The 20,454-nt window shown below is 45.8% G+C and carries 19 protein-coding genes and 1 tRNA gene; 5 read left to right on the forward strand and 15 right to left on the reverse strand.

Annotation, left to right across the window (positions count from 1 at the left end):
- Positions 1–37 precede the first annotated feature (37 nt).
- The gene (locus MMIC_RS10435; protein WP_072660419.1) at positions 38–958 is read left to right on the forward strand and encodes a phosphatidylserine decarboxylase; all 921 of its coding nucleotides are present in this window, start codon (positions 38–40) and stop codon (positions 956–958) included.
- A 51-nt stretch (positions 959–1,009) separates the two neighbouring features.
- On the opposite strand, the gene MMIC_RS10440 is transcribed toward MMIC_RS10435, so the two are convergent.
- The 9 genes from MMIC_RS10440 to MMIC_RS10480 all read right to left on the reverse strand — a co-directional run bounded on the left by MMIC_RS10440 (position 1,010) and on the right by MMIC_RS10480 (position 7,406).
- Positions 1,010–1,086 (reverse strand) — tRNA-Arg (locus MMIC_RS10440).
- A 104-nt stretch (positions 1,087–1,190) separates the two neighbouring features.
- A complete protein-coding gene (locus tag MMIC_RS10445; RefSeq protein WP_072660420.1) occupies positions 1,191–1,592 on the reverse strand; it encodes a hypothetical protein in 402 nt (133 codons plus the stop codon).
- Positions 1,593–1,638: 46 nt separating this feature from the next.
- Positions 1,639–2,037 (reverse strand): group II truncated hemoglobin, encoded by a 399-nt coding sequence (locus tag MMIC_RS10450; protein ID WP_072660421.1) that lies wholly within the window; start codon positions 2,035–2,037, stop codon positions 1,639–1,641.
- A gap of 105 nt (positions 2,038–2,142) precedes the next feature.
- On the reverse strand, positions 2,143–3,564 hold the full coding sequence (gene hemN / locus MMIC_RS10455) for an oxygen-independent coproporphyrinogen III oxidase (RefSeq protein WP_072660422.1): 1,422 nt from the start codon (positions 3,562–3,564) through the stop codon (positions 2,143–2,145).
- Positions 3,564–4,388 carry a cytochrome c gene (locus MMIC_RS10460; RefSeq protein WP_072660423.1) on the reverse strand — a complete coding sequence of 275 codons (825 nt, stop codon included), beginning with the start codon at positions 4,386–4,388 and terminating at the stop codon, positions 3,564–3,566. The genes hemN and MMIC_RS10460 overlap by 1 nt, the downstream gene beginning before the upstream one ends.
- Positions 4,389–4,460: 72 nt before the next feature.
- Positions 4,461–4,766, reverse strand: coding sequence for a c-type cytochrome (locus tag MMIC_RS10465; protein ID WP_072660424.1), 306 nt, complete (start codon positions 4,764–4,766; stop codon positions 4,461–4,463).
- Positions 4,767–4,872: 106 nt separating this feature from the next.
- Positions 4,873–5,169, reverse strand: coding sequence for a c-type cytochrome (locus MMIC_RS10470; protein WP_072660425.1), 297 nt, complete (start codon positions 5,167–5,169; stop codon positions 4,873–4,875).
- Between the two features lie 20 nt (positions 5,170–5,189).
- Positions 5,190–5,930: an Aq_1264-related membrane protein gene (locus tag MMIC_RS10475; RefSeq protein WP_072660426.1), complete on the reverse strand. Its 741-nt coding sequence runs from the start codon at positions 5,928–5,930 to the stop codon at positions 5,190–5,192.
- A gap of 72 nt (positions 5,931–6,002) precedes the next feature.
- Complete coding sequence (locus MMIC_RS10480) at positions 6,003–7,406, reverse strand: CCA tRNA nucleotidyltransferase (protein WP_227819479.1); 1,404 nt, start codon at positions 7,404–7,406, stop codon at positions 6,003–6,005.
- A gap of 229 nt (positions 7,407–7,635) precedes the next feature.
- Between MMIC_RS10480 and MMIC_RS12620 the strand changes: the two genes are divergently transcribed.
- Entirely contained in the window at positions 7,636–7,872 is a 237-nt protein-coding gene (locus MMIC_RS12620) for a hypothetical protein (protein ID WP_143144937.1), read from the forward strand.
- 306 nt (positions 7,873–8,178) lie between these two features.
- On the opposite strand, the gene MMIC_RS10490 is transcribed toward MMIC_RS12620, so the two are convergent.
- From MMIC_RS10490 to MMIC_RS10515, 6 genes are all read right to left on the reverse strand, one after another.
- Positions 8,179–9,885, reverse strand: a complete 1,707-nt coding sequence (locus MMIC_RS10490) for a bifunctional protein-serine/threonine kinase/phosphatase (RefSeq protein WP_072660453.1) — start codon at positions 9,883–9,885, stop codon at positions 8,179–8,181.
- A 91-nt stretch (positions 9,886–9,976) separates the two neighbouring features.
- Positions 9,977–11,482 (reverse strand): NarK family nitrate/nitrite MFS transporter, encoded by a 1,506-nt coding sequence (locus tag MMIC_RS10495; RefSeq protein WP_072660429.1) that lies wholly within the window; start codon positions 11,480–11,482, stop codon positions 9,977–9,979.
- A 231-nt stretch (positions 11,483–11,713) separates the two neighbouring features.
- The gene (locus MMIC_RS10500) at positions 11,714–12,511 is read right to left on the reverse strand and encodes an ABC transporter ATP-binding protein (protein ID WP_143144938.1); all 798 of its coding nucleotides are present in this window, start codon (positions 12,509–12,511) and stop codon (positions 11,714–11,716) included.
- Positions 12,512–12,526: 15 nt separating this feature from the next.
- Positions 12,527–13,549, reverse strand: coding sequence for an ABC transporter permease (locus tag MMIC_RS10505; protein ID WP_072660431.1), 1,023 nt, complete (start codon positions 13,547–13,549; stop codon positions 12,527–12,529).
- Between the two features lie 57 nt (positions 13,550–13,606).
- Complete coding sequence (locus MMIC_RS10510; protein ID WP_072660432.1) at positions 13,607–14,989, reverse strand: CmpA/NrtA family ABC transporter substrate-binding protein; 1,383 nt, start codon at positions 14,987–14,989, stop codon at positions 13,607–13,609.
- Between the two features lie 174 nt (positions 14,990–15,163).
- Entirely contained in the window at positions 15,164–15,865 is a 702-nt protein-coding gene (locus MMIC_RS10515; RefSeq protein WP_072660433.1) for a type 1 glutamine amidotransferase, read from the reverse strand.
- Positions 15,866–16,143: 278 nt separating this feature from the next.
- On the opposite strand from MMIC_RS10515, the gene MMIC_RS10520 reads away from it, so the two are divergent.
- The 3 genes from MMIC_RS10520 (at position 16,144) to nirD (ending at position 20,404) form a co-directional block, all read left to right on the forward strand.
- Positions 16,144–17,433, forward strand: a complete 1,290-nt coding sequence (locus MMIC_RS10520) for an alginate export family protein (RefSeq protein ID WP_083530566.1) — start codon at positions 16,144–16,146, stop codon at positions 17,431–17,433.
- Between the two features lie 194 nt (positions 17,434–17,627).
- Entirely contained in the window at positions 17,628–20,078 is a 2,451-nt protein-coding gene (gene nirB, locus MMIC_RS10525) for a nitrite reductase large subunit NirB (protein WP_072660434.1), read from the forward strand.
- On the forward strand, positions 20,078–20,404 hold the full coding sequence (gene nirD / locus MMIC_RS10530) for a nitrite reductase small subunit NirD (protein ID WP_072660435.1): 327 nt from the start codon (positions 20,078–20,080) through the stop codon (positions 20,402–20,404). The genes nirB and nirD overlap by 1 nt, the downstream gene beginning before the upstream one ends.
- Positions 20,405–20,454: the final 50 nt, after the last annotated feature.

A 20,454-nucleotide genomic window follows, 5' to 3' on the forward strand; every position in this document is an offset into this window, starting at 1 on the left:
CATCCACGTAAGCAAAATGGACAAAGGATTCCCTACAATGAGCCAAGGTTTTGAAATTCAAATATTTAACCGCCGCGAAAACAGAATGGACATCGAAAAAGTTTATGGTGATGGCATGGTTAAGTTTGCGTATGGCAACCCCATAGGGCGGCTCTTGGGGCCTTTGATTGCAAGTAAAATGTTCAGTCAAATGTACGGGAAATCACAAGACAGTATAAAGTCAGCGCAAAAAGTCGCGCCGTTTCTGAAAAATTTTAATATTCAAATCGATCAATACCAAAAAGGATCCTTCACAGAGAACCCTATTGAAACATCCTATAAATCATTCAATGAGTTTTTTATCCGAGAGTTTCAGGAAGGGCAAAGAACTTTCACAAAAAACGATGATGAAATGGGTGCTTTTGCTGAGGCGCGATACTTTGGCCATGAATGCATGAGCGATGATCTCAATATCCCAGTTAAAGGATCGATGTTACGCGCTGTTGATCTTATCGGTGATGATGAATTAGCCAAAGACTTTATCGGTGGTCCACTGATGATCGCAAGACTGTGCCCTGTGGATTACCATCGTTACCACTATCCCGATGATGGCAAAACCCTTCAGGCCTTTAGTGTTCCGGGCGATCTGCATTCAGTGAATCCATTAGCCTTGAAATTCAGACAGGATATTTTCATCAAGAATGATAGGCGTGTCTCAATTCTGGAAACAGAGCACTTTGGCAAGCTGGCCTATATTGAAGTTGGAGCCACCTGTGTGGGTAAAATCGTGCAATCCTTTGATGAATCCAAGCCGTTTAAAAAGGGCGATGAAAAAGGCTATTTTCTCTTTGGCGGAAGTACGGTTGTTTTATGTGGAGAAAAAGGAAAGTGGTCTCCCTCCGAAGATATGTTAGCGAACACCCTGGCAGGTATTGAGACATACATTCAACTTGGCGATGTTGTTGCTCAAGCCAGCTAATCTGGTAACAAAGAAAAAAGGAGTCGCAAAGCAGCTGCGACTCCTTTGAAATGGCGCTCCCTGAGAGATTCGAACTCCCGGCCACCTGATTCGAAGTCAGATACTCTATCCAGCTGAGCTAAGGGAGCCTTCTGTTTTTACCCGGTAAACCTAACAGTTTTCAAGTAAACTCTCTTCACGTTTCATTGAAAGCCATATCAGGTTGCTCAAATCGTTTAATCTGATGATTGTTTCAGCTAGCAACAGCTGTCTTTATTTTCGCCAGATTCATTTCAACAAATAGAAGGATATTCTGGCACTGTTCTTCGTTTAACAAACCCAGACCATAATGGGCAATAATATAACAGAATGAAAAAGCCATCACGGGATCGTTCAGGTTACGGTTTCCTGTCTCCTGATTAGCAATGTAACTGCCTATTGCAGCATCTCTTGCTTTCGTTCGATACTCTTCTGAACCCATCATATCGCGAAATTTCACGCAGACCACTGGTGCCAAATGAAAGAGGTCGGATTCCAGCATCATTTTCCCTGCCTGCTCGGCAAATGGAATAGCTGCTTTTGCATCCTGATATGCATCTATTAATTCAATGACCCAACCTTCATTGGATGTCGCGATTGGTTTCGGATATTTCATCGTTGTTCCTTTATCGATACTGAGTTTGGTTTTGCGGCATTATAAGTTATTCAGCTTGATTGCGCATGAAGTCCGCAACGCCGTATAGAGCGGCATACAATTCATCAGACAGGGATTTATCTGTGACAACCTCATCAAGTGCACGTCGCATGCATAACATCCATTGATCACGCTCAGATTCACCAATGGAGAAGGGCATGTGGCGCATGCGCAGGCGAGGGTGGCCGAACTTCTCAATATACAGGGATGGACCACCCATCCAGCCCGAAAGAAACATAAACAGTTTATTCTCGGCTGATTTCAGGTCATGGGCATGCATGCGGCGGATAGTCCCGGTCTCCGGCAACTCATCCATGAAATGGTAAAAATGCTGTACAAGCCGACGCAGCGGCTCTTCACCACCAATGCGAACATAATAAGTGCGGCTGTCACTCTGAATCTGCATATTGAATCCTTTTAATATTCATGGATAGGGAAGCTAACCATAAAAATGGCCAGGCATATACCCGGCCATCATAAGGTTTTCGGATCAATCGAATAATAAGCCCAATCAGATCGTTTTAGAGAAACTTGAACCTTCTTTTTTCTTCTGCAGGTATTCATCGAAAACCATTGCAACGTTACGGATCAGCAGGCGACCTGCGGGCAGGACTGTCAGGCCATCTTCTCGCAATTCAACCAGATTATCTTTTGCCATCTCATCCAGGTCTGCGATGCCATCGGCAAAGTGCTGTTTGAAATTGATACCAAACTCGGATTCGAACTGGCTGTAATCCAATGAAAAATCGCACATCAGGCGCATGATAACCTGACGGCGGAGGTGATCTTCATCCGAGAGTATATAACCACGGAAAACCGGGAACTCATCTTGTTCTACAGCTTCTGTATATCCGTCCATTTCTTTTGCATTCTGGAAGAAGCCGCCACCAACATAACCAATGGAAGTCACGCCCAGTCCAATGAGATCACAATCAGCCTGTGTGCTGTATCCCTGAAAATTACGATACAGCTTGCCATTCTGCTGAGCGATGGTCAGCTCATCTTCCGGCTTGGCGAAATGATCCATGCCGATAAACACATAACCGGCATCCAGCAGCTTGTTAATGCTATGCTCAAGGATATTAAGTTTTTCCTGTGCTGTAGGCATTGCCGTTTCATCAATGCGACGCTGTGGCATAAACATATGTGGCATATGAGCGTAATTGAACAGAGCAATACGATCAGGATTGAATTCAATGATTGTATCCAACGTGGCATCGAAGGTTTCGACAGTCTGATGTGGCAAGCCATACATCAGATCAATATTCATCGATTCAAAACCATGCTGACGCGCCTCACCGAGCACTCGCATCGTCTCTTCTTTGGACTGAATACGATTGACAGCCTTCTGCACAATCGGATCGAAATCCTGTACACCCATGCTCATACGATTCAGGCCGATCTCCTGCAGAACACGAACAGTGTTTTCATCACATTCACGCGGGTCGATCTCTATACTGAACTCGCCTTCGTCTTTGCTGACGAAATTAAAGCGTTCGCGCAGCCTGGTCATAATAGCGCGCATCTGATCATTGTTCATGAAGGTTGGAGTGCCACCACCGAAGTGAAGTTGAGTCACAGGCCTTTGGCTATTGCACATCGTATCGGCAACGCGGTCGATTTCCTTAAGCAGCAGTTCGAGGTAGGGGGCAGCACGTTCATACTGTTTGGTGACGATTTTGCTGCAGCCGCAGTAGTAACAGACGGTATTGCAGAATGGGATATGAATATACAGCGAGAGCGGCGCATCATCGTCGGCTACGCGTTTCAGTGTTGTTGCATAATCGCTGGCACCGATACCAGTGTGAAACATCGGAGCAGTAGGATAGGAGGTGTAACGAGGCCCCGCCTTGTCATATTTTTTAATGATTTCCAGATCAAAAAGATCAGCGCCCCCCAATTGGGAGGCGCTTTTCACGGGACTGTGTGTCATTACTTAGTACTCTTCCTCATATAGGCAATGATATCGTCAACATCAGATGCAGGCAGATGCGCGACATGTTTACCGGCACGATCCACATGGCGACCATGACGAATACGCAGGTCCAGCAGGCGGTTACTCAGATCTGCAATAGTGCGCTTGCTGGCAGCATTGCCTCTCAGTTTGATATCTGCCGGTGTTTTATGGCATGCGATACAATTCTGTTTGTACGCTTTGGCGCCTTTCACAGCATCAGCTTTGAAACGCAGACTATGTACATAGTTGGCCACATCAGCAATGCCTTCATTGGTCATCTGATGACGCTTGCTTGTCATTTTGGTGCCAGGGCGACCATAACGCATGGTATGAGTAATTCCTGCCAGATCCAGTTCGGAGTAGACAAGGTTTTTGGCACCCATACCTGTTGCAGCACGTCCATCCATGCCGTGACAGCTTGAACAGACTGCTTCAAAGCGTTTTTTACCGTTAGCCAGATTCGGTTTATATTCAAATGTTTTGATATAATCGATCACAGCTTCAATCTGCAAACTATCCAGATCATACTTCTTCGGCGTCATGGCCGTGCCATTGATACCATAAGCAATGATGCGACGCAGCTCATCGCGGCTGACTACAGATGCAATCGCCTGATGGTTACGCGCAGGGAACGGCTTTAATGTTTTACCGAACTTGGTCGGCTTGCCATCGATGCCGTGACATGCGGAACAATTATTTTCAAACAAAACTTTACCATCCATTTCATCTGAAGCAGCTGATGCCAGTGATGGTATTAGGCAGAGGGCAAGCAGGGCCCCCGTCAATCGAATTAAATGCATATTTTCACTCCTCCCGTGACTGAGTCGCTAACTATTTACTACACAGTAATTAAGCGCAAGTGCTGACTGGCCTTACTGTTTAGACTGAATAAATGCGACAAGCGCATCTACCATGGCCTGATCTGTATTTAAATTCAGTTTTTTATTCACGCCTTTCATCATCTTAACGCGATCAGTTGTGAATGCTGTTTTCAATACTTCAGGATCTTTATTCATATCCTTGAATGCTGGTCCGGTTTTTTTCTTGTCAAAACTGTGGCACATCTTGCATTTCTTGCTGTACACTTTTTCGACATCCACACCATCACTGGCTATTGCAGACTGTGAAGTCAGCCCCAAAAAGGCTGCGGCTAAAATTATAGCAATTGTGTTTTTCATCGTCTTTCTCCTTTCTTTCTCCACTATGGGAGTAGTTTAATCCCTAAAAGCCTCAGTCACGAGAGGAATGATTGCGCTTAGAGTTTAAATCATTACACCGGAGCTTTCACTTATACTGGCTGATAAAATCAACAAGCAAGTTTATTTGCTCGGGTTTAAGTATTCCGCCAAATGAAGGCATTGGAAGTGCACTAGCATTATCGATGCCATCAGTAATTGCTGCTTGCAAAGCAAGCGGGTCTTTCATCATATCTTTTACTGATGGCCCCATTTTCTGCTCTTCCAAAGCGTGGCAAATGGTGCATTTTTCATTGAAAAGCTTTTCCCCGTCACCCTGGGCAAAAACACTTTGAGGCAATAGGCTCAGGCAAAGACCAATAGTCATCAATAAATGTTTATTCATTTCTCAGTCCGGTACAAACCCTACATCTCAATAGGTTCTACATCAGGTTTGTATAGCCACATCTGATACATTGAGACAAGAATCTGAATGGTCAAAGAGATCCCCATCAGACCACCGGCCAACACCACGACAAATGCGAAGCCGGGAATATATTTGGTGATATACCATGAGAGAATATCAACCAGGATAGCCAGAAACGGAACGGCAACCGTGACACGTTTTATCATCACCGGCATTTCGCAGAGTATAAAAATCCGACCGACAAAAAACAGAATGAAGGCGATGCCAAACAGGTGGATATGAGATACGCGCACAAGACTCTCAACAGAAGCGCCGGTGTCAGCTCGAGTCAGTGTTTTTACTTCTTCGTAACTGGTTAGAGGTGGTAGTCCCATTTCAGCTTCAAGGGAATGACAGCCAATACAGTTGTTATTCAGAATCGGAGCGATTTTATTTTCAAATTCATCTTTATCGGTACCGCCCTCAATCCAGTCAACAATCACCTGTTTTTGCTCAGGGGTTTCAAGATTGGCGTCCATGCCACCATTTAGCGCAGCACCAAGGCGGGTTTGCTGATGTTCGCCGTAGTATGCAATCTTCACATCTTCAACTGACAGGCCGACTTGACCATCACGTCCTTCGTGAGAAAAATAGGTGTGTGCCAGCGCGAACAGATAGCCAAGACCAATGGTAATAAGAAACATGGTATCGAGTATTTTTTCACTTACTGAGGCGTCAGAAAAACGACGATAGTGGGGCATTGGTGGCTCCTTTTTAAAAGCAAAGGCATTATAGCTTCAGATGAAATTTCGTCAATAATTTCAAATGGTTGACTAATTACCTTGGTTATTTTTCCTCTGCTTCTGATACCAGGCAATAGCTGACTGTTTATCATAAATGCAGCCGTCAAGTTGCGCTTCGTAAGCACTTTTTAAAATCTTACCCATCAATATTCCCGGTTGCGCTCCCATTTTGAGCATGAGTTTGCCGGTTAGAATGGGGTGGGGGCGATTCTGATGGTTTTGTAGCTGCACAGCCTTGTGCAGCCATTCAAGTGCAGGCCTTGAAGGCGGTGCAGGAGCCCTGCCTGATGCATCAGCTTCTACAAGCATTTCCCATAATTCGATATTTGCCGGTTCAAGCCTGTGAGCCAGCCTTCGAACGGCGCGCTCAGTTGCTTCACCATGTAAATGTGTGATGTGCTCTCGAACCAAAGGCTCCACGTAATCCAATAGTGATAAAGGGGCACCAATACCGTTTAAGAAGGATTGGGCTGGTTTGATGCCTGCTTCGCTATGTCCCGGTGAACGAATGCGTCCCTGATGACCAGTCGTGTTGACAGAAGGCTTACCATAATCATGGCACAGTGCGGCAAACACCAGTCGCTGGCGAACTACTGCTAATAAATTATTTTTTGATGCAATCGCTGATGCCTGATCGCAACATTGTAGCGTATGAGTCCACACATCACCCTCCGGATGCCAATGCGGATCCTGAGGACAATCAACAATCGCCTGAAGTTCTGGGTACAGCGAAATCCAGCCACTATCGATTAATAATTGCAGTCCATAAGAGGGGTAAGGCGCACAACTCCATTTCTGCCATTCTGTCCAGATTCTTTCCGGCGGCAGGTATGCTGCCTCGGCAATAAGTTCTCGACATAAATCAACAGACTCATCATGTAAGGAAAAACCGAATCTTGCAGCAAACTGCATCGCCCGCAGAGGTCTGAGCGGATCTTCAGAGAATGCTTTGCTTACATGACGCAATTTCTTGTTTTGCAAGTCTTTTTTGCCACCATGAAAATCATGCATCTGACCAGTCAAGGGGTTGAGCATCATTGCGTTGATGGTAAAATCTCGTCTTAGCGAGGCTATTTCAGGGGAAAGGGAAGGGTCTGAATCCACCATAAAACCACTGTGCCCTCGTGCAGTTTTGCGCTCTGTTCTGGGTAGCGCGACATCAATTTCTATTTCTTTATACCACAGTTTAAATACACCAAACTGTTTGCCTACAAATTCAACTTTGCCGATATTCTCTAATGTCTCCCGAAGTAATTCGGCTGGCACATTGTATACTTCCAGATCGAAGTCTTTGGGGGGCATGCCGAGCATAAGGTCTCGAACGCAGCCACCTACAAGCCATGATGTTGCATGCTTGTGAGACACGCATATGCGTTCACAAACCTCGACTAAAGGCGGTGGCAGGGTGCTGATATCGATAGATGTAAAAGACACTCGCACATTCCACGCATGCTACTGCTAAATGGCAAGCATCGGCTGCCAGAAGTAAAAAAACTTGGGGGTAGTTATGCTTTTAGTCTATATATAGCAGGCTATGCCTATTTCATACATTATCGACATGAAGCAACAGACTGTATTCACGCAGGTATCGGGCATTGTCAAAGGTGATGATATGATTGCGCATCAGAATTGCCTGAGGGGTGATCCACAGTTTGATCCCTGCATGAAAGAACTGATTAATTGTCTTGAACAGGAAAATACGGATATTGATAGTGTTGATAAGCTGTTTACCGTTGCCAACAGCCCCTGGGGAGACAAGGCAAAAAGAGCGTTAGTGGCTGATAACAAGCTCATCATTGGCCTATCCCGCATGTTCCAACTGCATATGACTGGCGAACATGGCAACATAGAAATTTTCAAAACCGTGAAGGAGGCGAAAGATTGGCTTAGGATTCAATAAAGAGAAAAACAAAGGTAAATAAAAAAAGCACCTACGATCTCTCGCAAGTGCTTTTCATGTTGGCATCCCCAAGGGGAGGCAGCCTTAACCTCAGTGAAGCCTTATGTAGCAACATTTTCAAAAAATGTCATACTTATAGGTGTTTGTAAATCACACATTAGATAATGAACAAATGTCAGGGCATATGTCCAATCGTCCATAATTACATGCATAAATGTCAGGACATTTGTATTTCTTTATAGGTATCACTATAGATATGACTCATCACTATTGCCTATGGGCTCCAATTTATTCAGTAGAAGGTTGTTATCTTCCAATCAGAAATAGCAGCAGCAGGTTGACGGCAATCATTATAATGGAGAGCCCACGCCAGAAGCCGAGCGGATTTCTCTCAATCAGAGGGGCGGTAGTTTTCATGAATGCCGGATTGGGATTTGAAAGGTCGTACTGGAATTCTGAATAGCTCTCATAACGACGATCCGGATCTTTCTGAACGGCCTTTTGAATGGCTCCATCCATCCAGACAGGTATATCTGAATTATGTTTGCGTACTGATGTGTAAACGTAATGTTTGTGCGGCTTTGTCTCTTCAGTATCTCCGTAGGGGAAGTGTCCGTTACTGAGGATTTCGTAAACAGTTATACCGAGTGAATACATATCACTATGGGGCGTACCTTCAAAACCCTCGAATAGTTCCGGGGCGATATAATTGGCTGTGCCATCCAAATGATGCTGTTCAATCGGCGTGTAAATCTCTTTCAGGCCTGCCACCTGTGTTGAACCGAAATCGATGATTTTAGTAACACCATGTTTATCAATCATGATATTATCGGGTTTGATATCCTGATGCACCATTTCACGGCGGTGAAATGCCCTTAGCCCTTTGATGACCTGATCGACGATATCACGTACCTGACCGAGATCGGGTTTCGGGTTGTCGAGTATCCATTGTGCCAGTGACTGGCCTTCGAGAAATTCAGTGACGTAATAGATGCAGCTACGTTTGCGTTTGAGTTGAAATACTTTGAAGACATGTGGGCTGCTGATGCGTCTTCCTACCCATACCTCATGAAGAAAGCGGTCAATATAGGCAGGATCATCTTCAAAGTTCACAGAAGGCGTTTTGATAACAACAGTTTCACCGCTTTCAATGTCTTCAGCCAGATAAACCTGAATGGTGACACTGGAGTGTAGCTCTTTGATGATGTGGTAGCCATCTAGTTCCATACCCGGATCAAGTGGTGGGGGGAAGGGCAGGCTGGTCAGTTCACGGTAATACTCGTTTTCATTCTGATTCGGCAGCTGTTTTACCAGCAGAACCTGACAGGTCAGGTTGTCATCGCTGCCTACTTTAAGAGCCGAATCAATAATGTTTTCAGCTATCGTTTCCGGATTATCTGATGAGAGCACTGATGCGAGCAGTTGTTCCTTGCAAAGAAACTCATGTACACCATCACTGGTCAAAATGAAGCGATCATTGAGCTCGACTGGCAGACTTTGATAATCAAAATTTACTTCATTTTCGCCCCCCATGGCTCTAGCCAGGTAGGTTTTATTATGGTCAATGGTAAGCCGATGGTCTTTGGTCAGGCATCGGATACTCCCGCTTCTTATCAAATAAATGCGTGAGTCACCAACATGAAAGAGGTGGGCGGTGGTCGACTTGAGTACCAGGACAGCCAGTGTAGAGGCCAGGCTAAGCTGTGAGGCGTACCGTCGTTGTCCCTGACTATATAGCCAGGAGTTTAATGAGCGAATGATGCGCTCACCTGCGGTTTTCACACTCCATGACATTGGGGTGCTGAAATAATCCGAGATAAAACCCTGCACGCAGTATTCGCTGGCCTCTTTAGCTGCTTCGCTGGAGCCCACCCCATCCGCTGTGATAGCAACGATACCTTTGTGAATGAGATCCATTTCATCGGGGATGCGGATGCCACAGCAATCCTCATTTTGTTCTTTGATACCAGCCTGTGAATTCTGTCCGGCTTCCACGATCAGCTTGTTATTCATACCCATGCCTCACCATAAACCACAACGACAGGAAGGCACAGAGGCTTGTTAATACCAGCCTCCATGCCTTTGTCATTGTTTTTCCGAACCCTTAGTGCAGTTCGATTTTTTCGACGGTGCCATCTTCCAGTGCTTCATACATATAACCTTTCGGTTCATCGAGGAAAAAGAATACTATGGCTAGTGTTACCAGTGCGGCTGCACCGATGGTCATGAAGAATGCTTGAGGTGAAACAAATGAGAGTACGGTCAGGAAACAAACTGCACCGACATTACCGTAAGCACCAGCCATTCCTGCGATCTGGCCTGTCATGCGGCGTTTAACCAGTGGCACCATGGCAAATACAGCTCCTTCACCGGCCTGTACGAAAAAGGAACATCCCATACATACAGCTACAGCCAGAACCAGCGACCAGCTGGAATCAATCATGCCCATCAGAAAATAACCGATGGCTAGACCTGTCAGCAGTATCAGCATAGTTTTTCTACGACCGTATTTGTCAGAAATGATGCCGCCACTTGCGCGTGAAACCAAATTCATAAAGGCATAACCTGAAGCCAGCAAACTGGCCATGGCAATGGTCAGCCCCTGCGTCTCCTTGAATGTATCAAAGAAGAACAGAGGTAACATGGAAACAACTGCCAGTTCGGAACCAAAAGTCACCAGATATGCCAGATCAAGCACAGCTACCTGCTTGAACTTATAGCGGTGAATTTCAGCCACCGGCTTGGCATTGGCCGCAAAGAGTTCTTTATTAATGCGAAAAATCTGGAATACCTGATAGGCGTAGATGGTTGCCAGTCCCATGTAAATGATACCGGTCTCCATAGTATTGAACAGACCCAGATTAGTCGGTGACATTTTCCAGGCCAGCAGGGCCAGCGTCAGATACAGAGGCAGACTCATGATGCAGTAGAGATAGAAATCCCCTTTACTGGTCACCTCCATGGCTCCCATCTGTTTGGGTTTGAAATAGGTGGTGCCCTTAGGATTATTACTGACCGAGAAATAGAAGATGAATGAGTAAACCAGCGCGATTATACCGGTGGATGCGATAGCCCATCTCCAGCCGTCATCACCACCGAACCAGAGTGCAATAACAGGCAGGGACATGGCTGCCGCAGCAGAACCGAAATTCCCCCAGCCACCGTAAATTCCTTCTGCAGTACCGACCTGTTTGGCTGGGAACCACTCAGCAACAAGACGAATGCCGATCACAAAACCAGCCCCGACAAAACCGAGCATAAATCGCAGTATCGCCATAGCTTCAAAACTGTCGGCAAACGCAAACAGTAGACACAGGATGCTTGATATGGCCAGCAGCATCGAATACATAATGCGCGGGCCATATTTATCCACGAGCATACCTATGATAATGCGGGCGGGTATGGTGAGTGCTACGTTGAGAATCAGTAGAAGTTTTACTTCCTGATTGGTCAGCTCAAGAGTCTCACGGATGTACCCCATGAGCGGTGCCATATTGAACCAGACAACGAAACTTATGAAAAATGCGAACCAGGTAATGTGCAATGTGCGCATCTTTCCTGTAAATGATAATAAGTTGATCTTACCTTGATCAACGCCTGCGGTAGACATACTAACGCTCTCCTTATTATGAATAGATTCTTAAGATGCTTCTGTCATAGCAAGCGCTGTTCCACTTGCGTAACCCACTGAATCTAAAGAATAAAATTAATTTCAGTTTATATTTCAACAATATTTAGGAGAGAAGTCTCTATTATTTGCACAATGAATATGCACTAGTGCAAATAATAGAGGCATAAGGTATGTGGTTTTTAGGTCGATGGCTGTTACATATCTATAAACCTAGTGATCTGCAGGGTTTCGTTGCTTTTCATACAGGAATGCAAGCACTTCATGGCGATAATGATTGTATTCGACATTATCTGATATCTCTACGCGGTTACGCGGGCGTGGCAGATCGATTTCCAGTATTTCACCAATTCTGGCAGCAGGACCATTGGTCATCATGACGATTCTGTCGGACAGGAGTACTGCCTCATCCACATCATGTGTAATCATGATGACCGTGCTATTCAGGTCAGCCTGAATCTCCATTAATGAGTCCTGCAGATGGGCGCGTGTGAGTGCGTCGAGTGCTCCGAACGGTTCATCCATCAGCAGGACCTTGGGCTGCATGGCCAGTGCTCTGGCAATTCCGACGCGCTGTTTCATGCCACCTGAAATTTCCGAAGGACGTTTGTGCATGGCGTGGTCCATATGTACCAGCGTGAGATTGTGTTCGATCCACTCTTTCATCTCTGCAGCATTTTTATCTTTCTTGAATACCTGTTTAACAGCTAGTTCGACATTTTCATAGGCTGTCAGCCATGGCAGCAGTGAGTGATTCTGAAATACCACAGCTCGGTCAGGCCCGGGATCGGTCACCTCTTTGTTTTCAAGGATGATACCGCCTGTAGTAGCCTGATACAGACCTGCCACGATATTTAGTACTGTGGACTTTCCACAGCCGGAATGGCCGATCAGTGATACAAATTCCCCCTGCTTCAGAATCAGGTCGATTTCGTCCAGTGCTTTGAAGGGGCCTTGGTCAGTCGGAAATTCAATGGATACTTTTGAGAGTTCCAGATATCTGTTTAGCAAAATAATGTCTCCTGATTAACGAATTTCTACATTTTTGTCCCAGGACACAAAGCGCTGGGCGGTCATCAGCAGTCGGTCAAGTATGAAGCCGATCAAACCGATAACCAGTACGGCTACCATGATGCGTCCAAGGGAGTTGGAGCTGCCGTTCTGGAACTCATCCCACACGAATTTTCCGAGTCCCGGATTCTGGGCCAGCATTTCAGTTGCAATCAGTACCATCCAGCCAGTACCCATGGAGAGACGCAGGCCTGTGAACATCATCGGAATTGAGGATGGAACCACGATTTTAATAGTGTGCGTAAACCAGTGCAGCCGAAGTACACGGCTGACATTGATAAGATCACTTTCCACCGATGCAACGCCCACAGTGGTGTTCAGCAGTGTCGGCCACAGGCAGCAGAGTGATACCGTAATGGCTGAGATAACAAAGGATTTGGCGAACATCGGATCATCTGTGACATATACAGCACTGACTACCATGGTAACAATAGGTAGCCAGGCCAGTGGTGATACCGGTTTGAAAATCTGAAATATGGGATTCAGGGCGTTGTTCATTTTTTCGCTCAAGCCACAGAAAATACCGAGCGGAATGGCGATAAAACTGGCGATCAGGAATCCGACAATGACTGTGATAATACTGGTGAATATCTGATCTATAAAGGTCGGTGCCCCTGTATAAGTTCGGACTCTGACTATTGCATCTGGATTAATGGCCAGTTTTTTAGCATTTCTGGCTTCTTGGCGTTCATAAAAAGCAGCCTTCTTTTCCTGCTCCAGTTGATGTTCGGTGATCAGTGAAGTTGATTGCTCCCAGACCTGAGCAGGCCCGGGCAACTGCCCGAGGCTGGTGTTGATCTGGCTGGAAACCCCTGCCCACAAGATGAGGAACAGTGCAATAGCTACAGCCGGAAGTAAAATCCTGCTGCTCAAAATGACAATTTGTTTTTTCGGCTCATCCCACATCAGTAATTTGATTAGTGGAATTAAAGCGGTGAACCCAATTTTCTCCAGGGTTTTCAATGTTGTTTCTTTCATTGGCTCTCCATGTTATAGAAAAGGCTCCCAACTGAATGGGAGCCTTCGGTCTGCAATTTACTTAACGGTCTCTTTACCTTTTAGGCCGATAGGGAAGCTATCGATGTAAGCATTGGGCTTGGTTCCATCAAAAGTGATATTATCAATAAATTCAGATTGTGGTGCGCGAAAGCCTGTTTCTGTTGCAAATACAGGGAACTCAGTTGCACTTACCTTACCTTCTGCAATCAGGGCATCTGCAGCTAGTTTGTACAGGTCAGGACGATAAACCTTTTTAGCAATATCAATATACCATGAGTCAGGTTTATACTCGCCAATCTGGCCCCAGCGACGCATCTGAGTCAGGTACCAGATAGCATCAGAGTAGTATGGGTAGGTTGCAAAGTAGCGGAAGAATACATTGAAATCGGGTATAGCCCGCTTGTCACCTTTTTCATATTCAAATGTACCAGTCATGGAGTTGGCTATCACCTTGGCATCGGCACCGACATAGTTCGGTTTTGAGAGGATTTTCACAGCTTCCATACGATTAGCATTGTTGTTTTCGTCCAGCCATTTAGCGGCACGAATCAATGCTTTAACCAGGCGTGTTGTGGTGTTTGGGTATTTTTTTGCGAACGACTCAGTGATGCCGAAAACCTTTTCCGGGTTATTTTTCCATACTTCATAGTCGGTAATAACCGGGACACCGATACCTTTGAATACAGCCTGTTGATTCCAGGGTTCACCTACGCAATAGCCATAGATGGTTCCTGCTTCCATTGTTGAAGGCATCTGGGGTGGCGGGGTAACTGAAAGCAGAACATCTGCATCAATAGTACCGGAAGTATCCCCCTTCAGTGGGGCGTAATAGCCAGGTTTCAGGCCACCTGCAGCCAGCCAGTAACGCAGTTCATAGTTATGCGTGGATACAGGGAAGACCATGCCCATTTTAAATGGTTTGCCTGCATTCTGATATTGCTGAACTACGAGCTTTAAATAATCAGCCTTGATCGGATGGGCTGGGTTGCCGTTTTTGAGCGGAACATGTTTTTTCATCTCATCCCATACTGAGTTGGAGACGGTAATTGCATTACCATTGAGATCCATGCTGAAAGGGGTGATGATGGTGTGTTTGGTGCCGAAGCCGATAGTAGCTGCCAGCGGCTGGCCTGCCAGCATGTGCGCACCATCAAGTTGGCCATCTATTACCCCGTCAAGCAGCACTTTCCAGTTAGCCTGCGCTTCGAGTGTGACATATAGCCCTTCATCTTCGAAGTAGCCTTTCTCATAGGCAATAGCCAGCGGGGCCATGTCAGTCAGTTTGATGAAACCGAATTTCAGATCCTCTTTTTCCGGTTCTCCCACTGCAGATGCTGAAGTGGCTGCCCCGAATATCAATAACCCTGCGGTTGCCAATGATGTGACAGTTTTTTTCCAGTTTCGATAAATAGTTTGCATTAAAGTTCCTCCTGTTTGGATTTGCCTGTTTAGAGCAAGCGCTGTTCCATGGAGAAAAACTCTTTTTTTATCAATACTTTATTAAAAAATGGATGATCTTTATTGCCAGCCGATGCAGATTTCCTGATAGATGAGGGCGTGTTTTGCATAAAAAATATGCAATTGCGTCTAACTTTAAAGCAGCTTGAGCCAAGAGGTGATTATGTCGCGACAAAAGTCTCTGGCGACAGGCAGGTGGCGGGGGATATTATTCAGTAAATCCTGCACACCATCTTCTCCAAGAAATGCACTTTCACTTGTTCCCTGGCTGATCCAGTCCTGAATCATTGATTCAGTGACCTGAGTGTGAAACTGCAGGCCATACTGTCTGCCAGCCAGTTTAAATGCCTGATTCACAACTTCGGGGCAGGTGGCCAGCAGCGTTGCATGATCAGGTAAAGTGAAGGTTTCTCCATGCCATTGGAATACATGCAGCCCACTTGCCAAAAGATCACCAAAAAGAGAATCACCCTCTGCCAAAAACGTAGGATGCATAGGATACCAGCCAAGTTCACGAACAGGTGATGTCATGATTTCTGCTCCTGCTGCCTTAGCCAGAAGCTGGGCACCAAGACAAATGCCGAGAACCGGGAAATTGAAGTGCATACACCATCTTAGGAGTCGAATCTGCCGGTCGATAAATTCGAGGTGTGTATCATTGGCAGACAAATGTCCGCCCATAATAATCAGCCCTGAAAAGTTTCGCATGGCCTGTGGAATGATTGTCTGCTGAGCCATCAGTACTTCATACTGCCAGCCATTGTCGAGAATGATGTCTGAAATCATACCGGGCGGTTCGTGCTCCAGTTGCTGAATAATTAGAATTGGTTGTTTCATGAATAATACCTAAGCAACCGCTGTGCCCGACAGGATTGTTTGAGCTTCTTATATATATCAACAAATAAATGGACTTCAAATGCACATGGTTACACGTAGCCGCCTAAATTGCGGGCATTTATGCATATTTATTGTGCATAACAACGAATTGCTGTTTGGTCTAAAACAACTCTTTATATCCTAAGTTATTGATAAATATGCTGTTTGACGTGTGGAACAACGCTTGCTCTAAAGAGGCTAAATGCCGTGATGGCAATACCTTACTTAAGGAGATCAAGATGAGAAGCAAGACAATAAAGCATGTTTGCCTGTCAGCGGCCGCTATGATGATAGCAGGTCAGGCTCAGGCCGCCACCTGGGAAACATCAGCTGATATACGTGAGCGCTATCAGACTTTCAATAACTATAATTTCAACTCAGCTGTAGACAATGACAGGCAGGAGCTGGATACAAGACTGTATATCAAGGCGAAGGGGGATTTAGGTAATGGGCTGAGTGTTTTTCTGCAGTCGCAGGCCGTTTATATCAAGAATCACACTGTAACTACTGGTACGCAGGAACTTACTCAGGCAGATCTTCTGCAGGCATATTTACAGTACGATATTGGTGATTTCGGAGCCAGACTGGGACGTCAGCAGTTGGTATATGGTGACCAGAGGTTATTGGGACATCTAGGCTGGAAGGATGTGGCGCGTACTTTTGATGGTGTGAAGCTTATGTATAAGTCCGGTCCGATAAAGCTGGACGCTTTTGCAGTTCATCCGTCTGATATCGGTGCAATGACACCATCTACCGCAGCGCCGCAAGGTGAGTCTCTGGTAACCTGGGAAGATCGCAGTCTGATCGGTGCATACGGCACATATACTTTCGCACCTAAAGTAGGTGTCGATACTTACTTTATTAACTGGAATCACACTCAGCAAGCAGCGATTGGTAAAGGCCGTAATATGAATACGTTCGGTGCAAGATTGTTTGGTAAGGCGAATGGGTTTGATGGTACTGCCGAAGCTGCATTCCAAACAGGCACATGGGCGAATAACGTCTCACAGAAGGCATCTGCCTATGCAGTGAAAGCAGGTTATACTTTCGACTTTTGGAAAACACGCTTTGGTGTGGAATATGACTACAGTCCTGGCGATGATAAAGCCAACGTAACAACGCATAAGAGTTTTGTTTTTCCATTCCATACTAACCATGCTCATTACGGTGAGATGGATTTCTTTTCATGGGCAAACATGAAGGATATTAACTTGTCTCTGAAAACCTCTCCTGTCAAAGGACTAACTATTATTGGCAATGTGCACTTCCTCTCGCTGGCTGAGGCTAAGGGTGACTGGCTGAATGTAGTAGGGGCAGGCAATGTCTTTGCCGGTGCTCCGGGCTATACCCAGACCAAGGCCGGTACAGAGGTTGATATGAAAGTTGTTTATAAAGTTGAGGCTATAAAAGGTCTGAAGCTTGTGGGCATGTACGGGGTCTTTAATCCTGGTGCGGCAGTTGCAGAGCGTAATGGCGGTAAGGCTGATTTAGCTAAATTCGGTTATGTCTTGGCAAATTATAAGTTCTAAAATACTGAGAACTTAATACTTAGGTGTGCTGCCTCGAACCTCTCTCCCTCCCTGGGGCAGCATGCCTAATCATTCATCACGATTGAGTAAACTTTAATCATCTTAGAGGGGCTTTCTACCAAAAAAAACCCTTTTTCCGATGGAACAGCTCTTGCTATTCTAAACTTCAAACCCTTAAGCGGAGAAAAACATTTATGAAGAAGAAATTGGTGATGATCGGTAACGGTATGGCAGGCGTTCGAGCGATTGAAGAGATACTTAAGGCTAATCCTGATATGTTTGAGATCACGATATTTGGCGCTGAGAAGTACCCAAATTACAATCGTATCATGCTTTCTCCGGTTCTTGCAGGTGATACAACCGTAGAAGATATTATCCTCAATGAAGAGCAATGGTATGCAGATAACAATATTACTTTGCATATGGGGAAGCGCATTAAAGAGATTCAACGTGGTTATAAAAAGGTCATAGCTGAAGATGGAACCGAGGCTGAATACGATAATCTGATCATCGCAACCGGATCGAACCCTTTTATTATTCCGATTCCGGGCTATGAGAAAGAGGGAGTCATGGGCTTCCGTGATATTGATGATTGCGATGCAATGTTTGAAGCGGCCAAAAAATACAATAAAGCAGCTGTAATTGGTGGTGGTCTCCTAGGTTTGGAAGCTGCCAAGGGTTTGATGCACTTAGGAATGGAAGCAACCGTGATTCACGATCAGGCCACGCTGATGAATATGCAGCTCGATAGTGTTGCCGGTGAAATGCTACGGGCTGATCTGGAAGGGCAGGGGATGAAATTCAAAGTTTCGACTCTGACTACTGAGATCACCGGTGAAGAACGAGTAGAAGGTTTGAAATTTAAGGATGGCTCATCACTGGATTGTGATCTGCTGGTTATGGCGGCCGGTATTCGCCCGAATATGGGTCTAGCTTCCGAGTCTGGTATCTATTGTAATCGAGGTATTGTCGTCAATGACTATATGCAGACAGTAACTGATCCGTCTATTTATTCGGTTGGTGAATGTGCCGAGCACCGTGGCATTGCTTATGGTCTGGTAGCCCCTCTGTTTGAACAGGCAAAAATTTTGGCATATCAGATCACCGGACAGGGGTTGAAGTCCTATGCAGGTTCAGAAGTTTCTACCAAACTGAAGATTTCTGGTGTTGATGTATTCTCTGCCGGTGATTTTATGGGTGGCCCAGGTGCCGACATAATTGAATTGATGGATAAGGTCGGTGGCGTGTACAAGAAAATTGTACTCGAAGATGATCGTATCAAAGGCGTGGTCATGTTTGGAGATACAGGAGATGGACCGACTTTCTTCCAGTGGATGCAGGATGGTAAAGATGTGTCCGAATTACGCTCCACCTTGTTGTTTTCTGCATCCGGCCTTGGTGATTCCGGGCATTCCGGTATTGATCAGGCCACAGCGATGGCTGATGATACAATTGTTTGTGGCTGTAATGGAGTCAGTAAGAAAGATGTTGTGGATGCCATAGTGAAAGAGGGTCTGACCACACGCAAAGAGGTCACGGCATGTACTAAGGCGGCAGGCTCCTGTGGCGGCTGTGCCGGTCTGATTGATCAGATTCTGGTTTCTACCCTGGGAACTGCTTTTGTTGAATCCGAGCATGAACCTATCTGTGGATGTACTGAACTGAATCATGAGCAAGTGAAGGAGCAGATCAGGAACAAGAAGCTGACCATGGTACGTGAAGTGATGAGTGTGCTGGACTGGAAAGAAGAGGGCTGTCAGGTCTGTCGTCCTGCGCTTAACTACTACATTGGCATGATTTGGCCTGAAGATTCTGAAGATGATCGCACCTCCCGTATCGCCAATGAAAAGATGCACGCGAATATCCAGAAGGATGGCACCTATTCGGTGATTCCACGTGTATATGGAGGAGATACAGATGCCGATACCCTGATTCGTATGGGGCAGGTTGCGAAAAAATATGATGTTAAAACAATCAAGATTACCGGTGGACAGCGCATTGGTCTGTATGGCATCAAAAAAGATGACCTTGCATCGGTCTGGCGTGATCTGGATATGCCATGTGGTTATGCCTATGGCAAAGCGCTGCGTACGGTGAAGACCTGTGTGGGTTCAGAGTGGTGCCGTTTCGGTACGCAGGATTCTACCTCACTTGGAATTCACCTTGAAAAACAGCTGGATCGTATCTGGTTCCCTGCCAAGGTAAAACTGGCTGTGTCTGGTTGCCCGCGAAACTGTGCAGAAGCTACGATTAAGGATTTCGGGATTATTGGTGTTGATGGTGGCTGGGAGATTCAAACCGGTGGTAATGGTGGCGTGCATGTAGAAGCGACGGAACTGCTGTGCTTGGTGGAGACTGCCGATGAGGTGGAGCAAATAGCCAAAGCTTATTTGCAGCACTATCGTGAAACCGGCCGTCATAATGAGCGTTGTGCCCCGTGGCAGCGGCGTGTGGGGCTGGAGAGTATCAAGGCGTTGGTTGTAGATGATCTTGAGAGTCGTAAGACACTGGCCGAACGACTGGATATTTACCTCGCCGGTCAGGCCCGTGATCCATGGCTGGAGCGTATTGCTGATGATGCAGCAATGCCTGAGCAAAAAGTTTTTAATGAATACAGAACCATCGAAATCAAGGAGATACACTGATGAGTAGCACATCTGCACCAATATGGTACCCGGTCTGCAGGGTTGAAGAAATTCCCCAATCAGGCGGCCGGACTGTGAATGTCGGAGACTTGAGTGTCGCACTGTTTCGTCTGACCAATGACAGTGTAAAAGCCATCGAAAACCGCTGTCCGCATAAAAACGGACCGCTGGTTGAGGGTGTGATTTCAGGAGGTGATGTGCTTTGTCCTCTGCATAACTGGCGTGTCAACCTTGACTCTGGTGAAGTGGCAGCTCCTGAATCAGGTTGTGTGACCCGTTTCTCAGTTAAAGTTGAAAATAGTCAGGTGTTTTTAAATTTGAGCTAAATTCAAAACTTGTCCTCTGCGGAGAGTAAGCTTGTTATGTCTAGATATTA

Origin of the sequence: Mariprofundus micogutta (assembly GCF_001895085.1) — a bacterium.
GTDB lineage: Bacteria > Pseudomonadota > Zetaproteobacteria > Mariprofundales > Mariprofundaceae > Mariprofundus > Mariprofundus micogutta.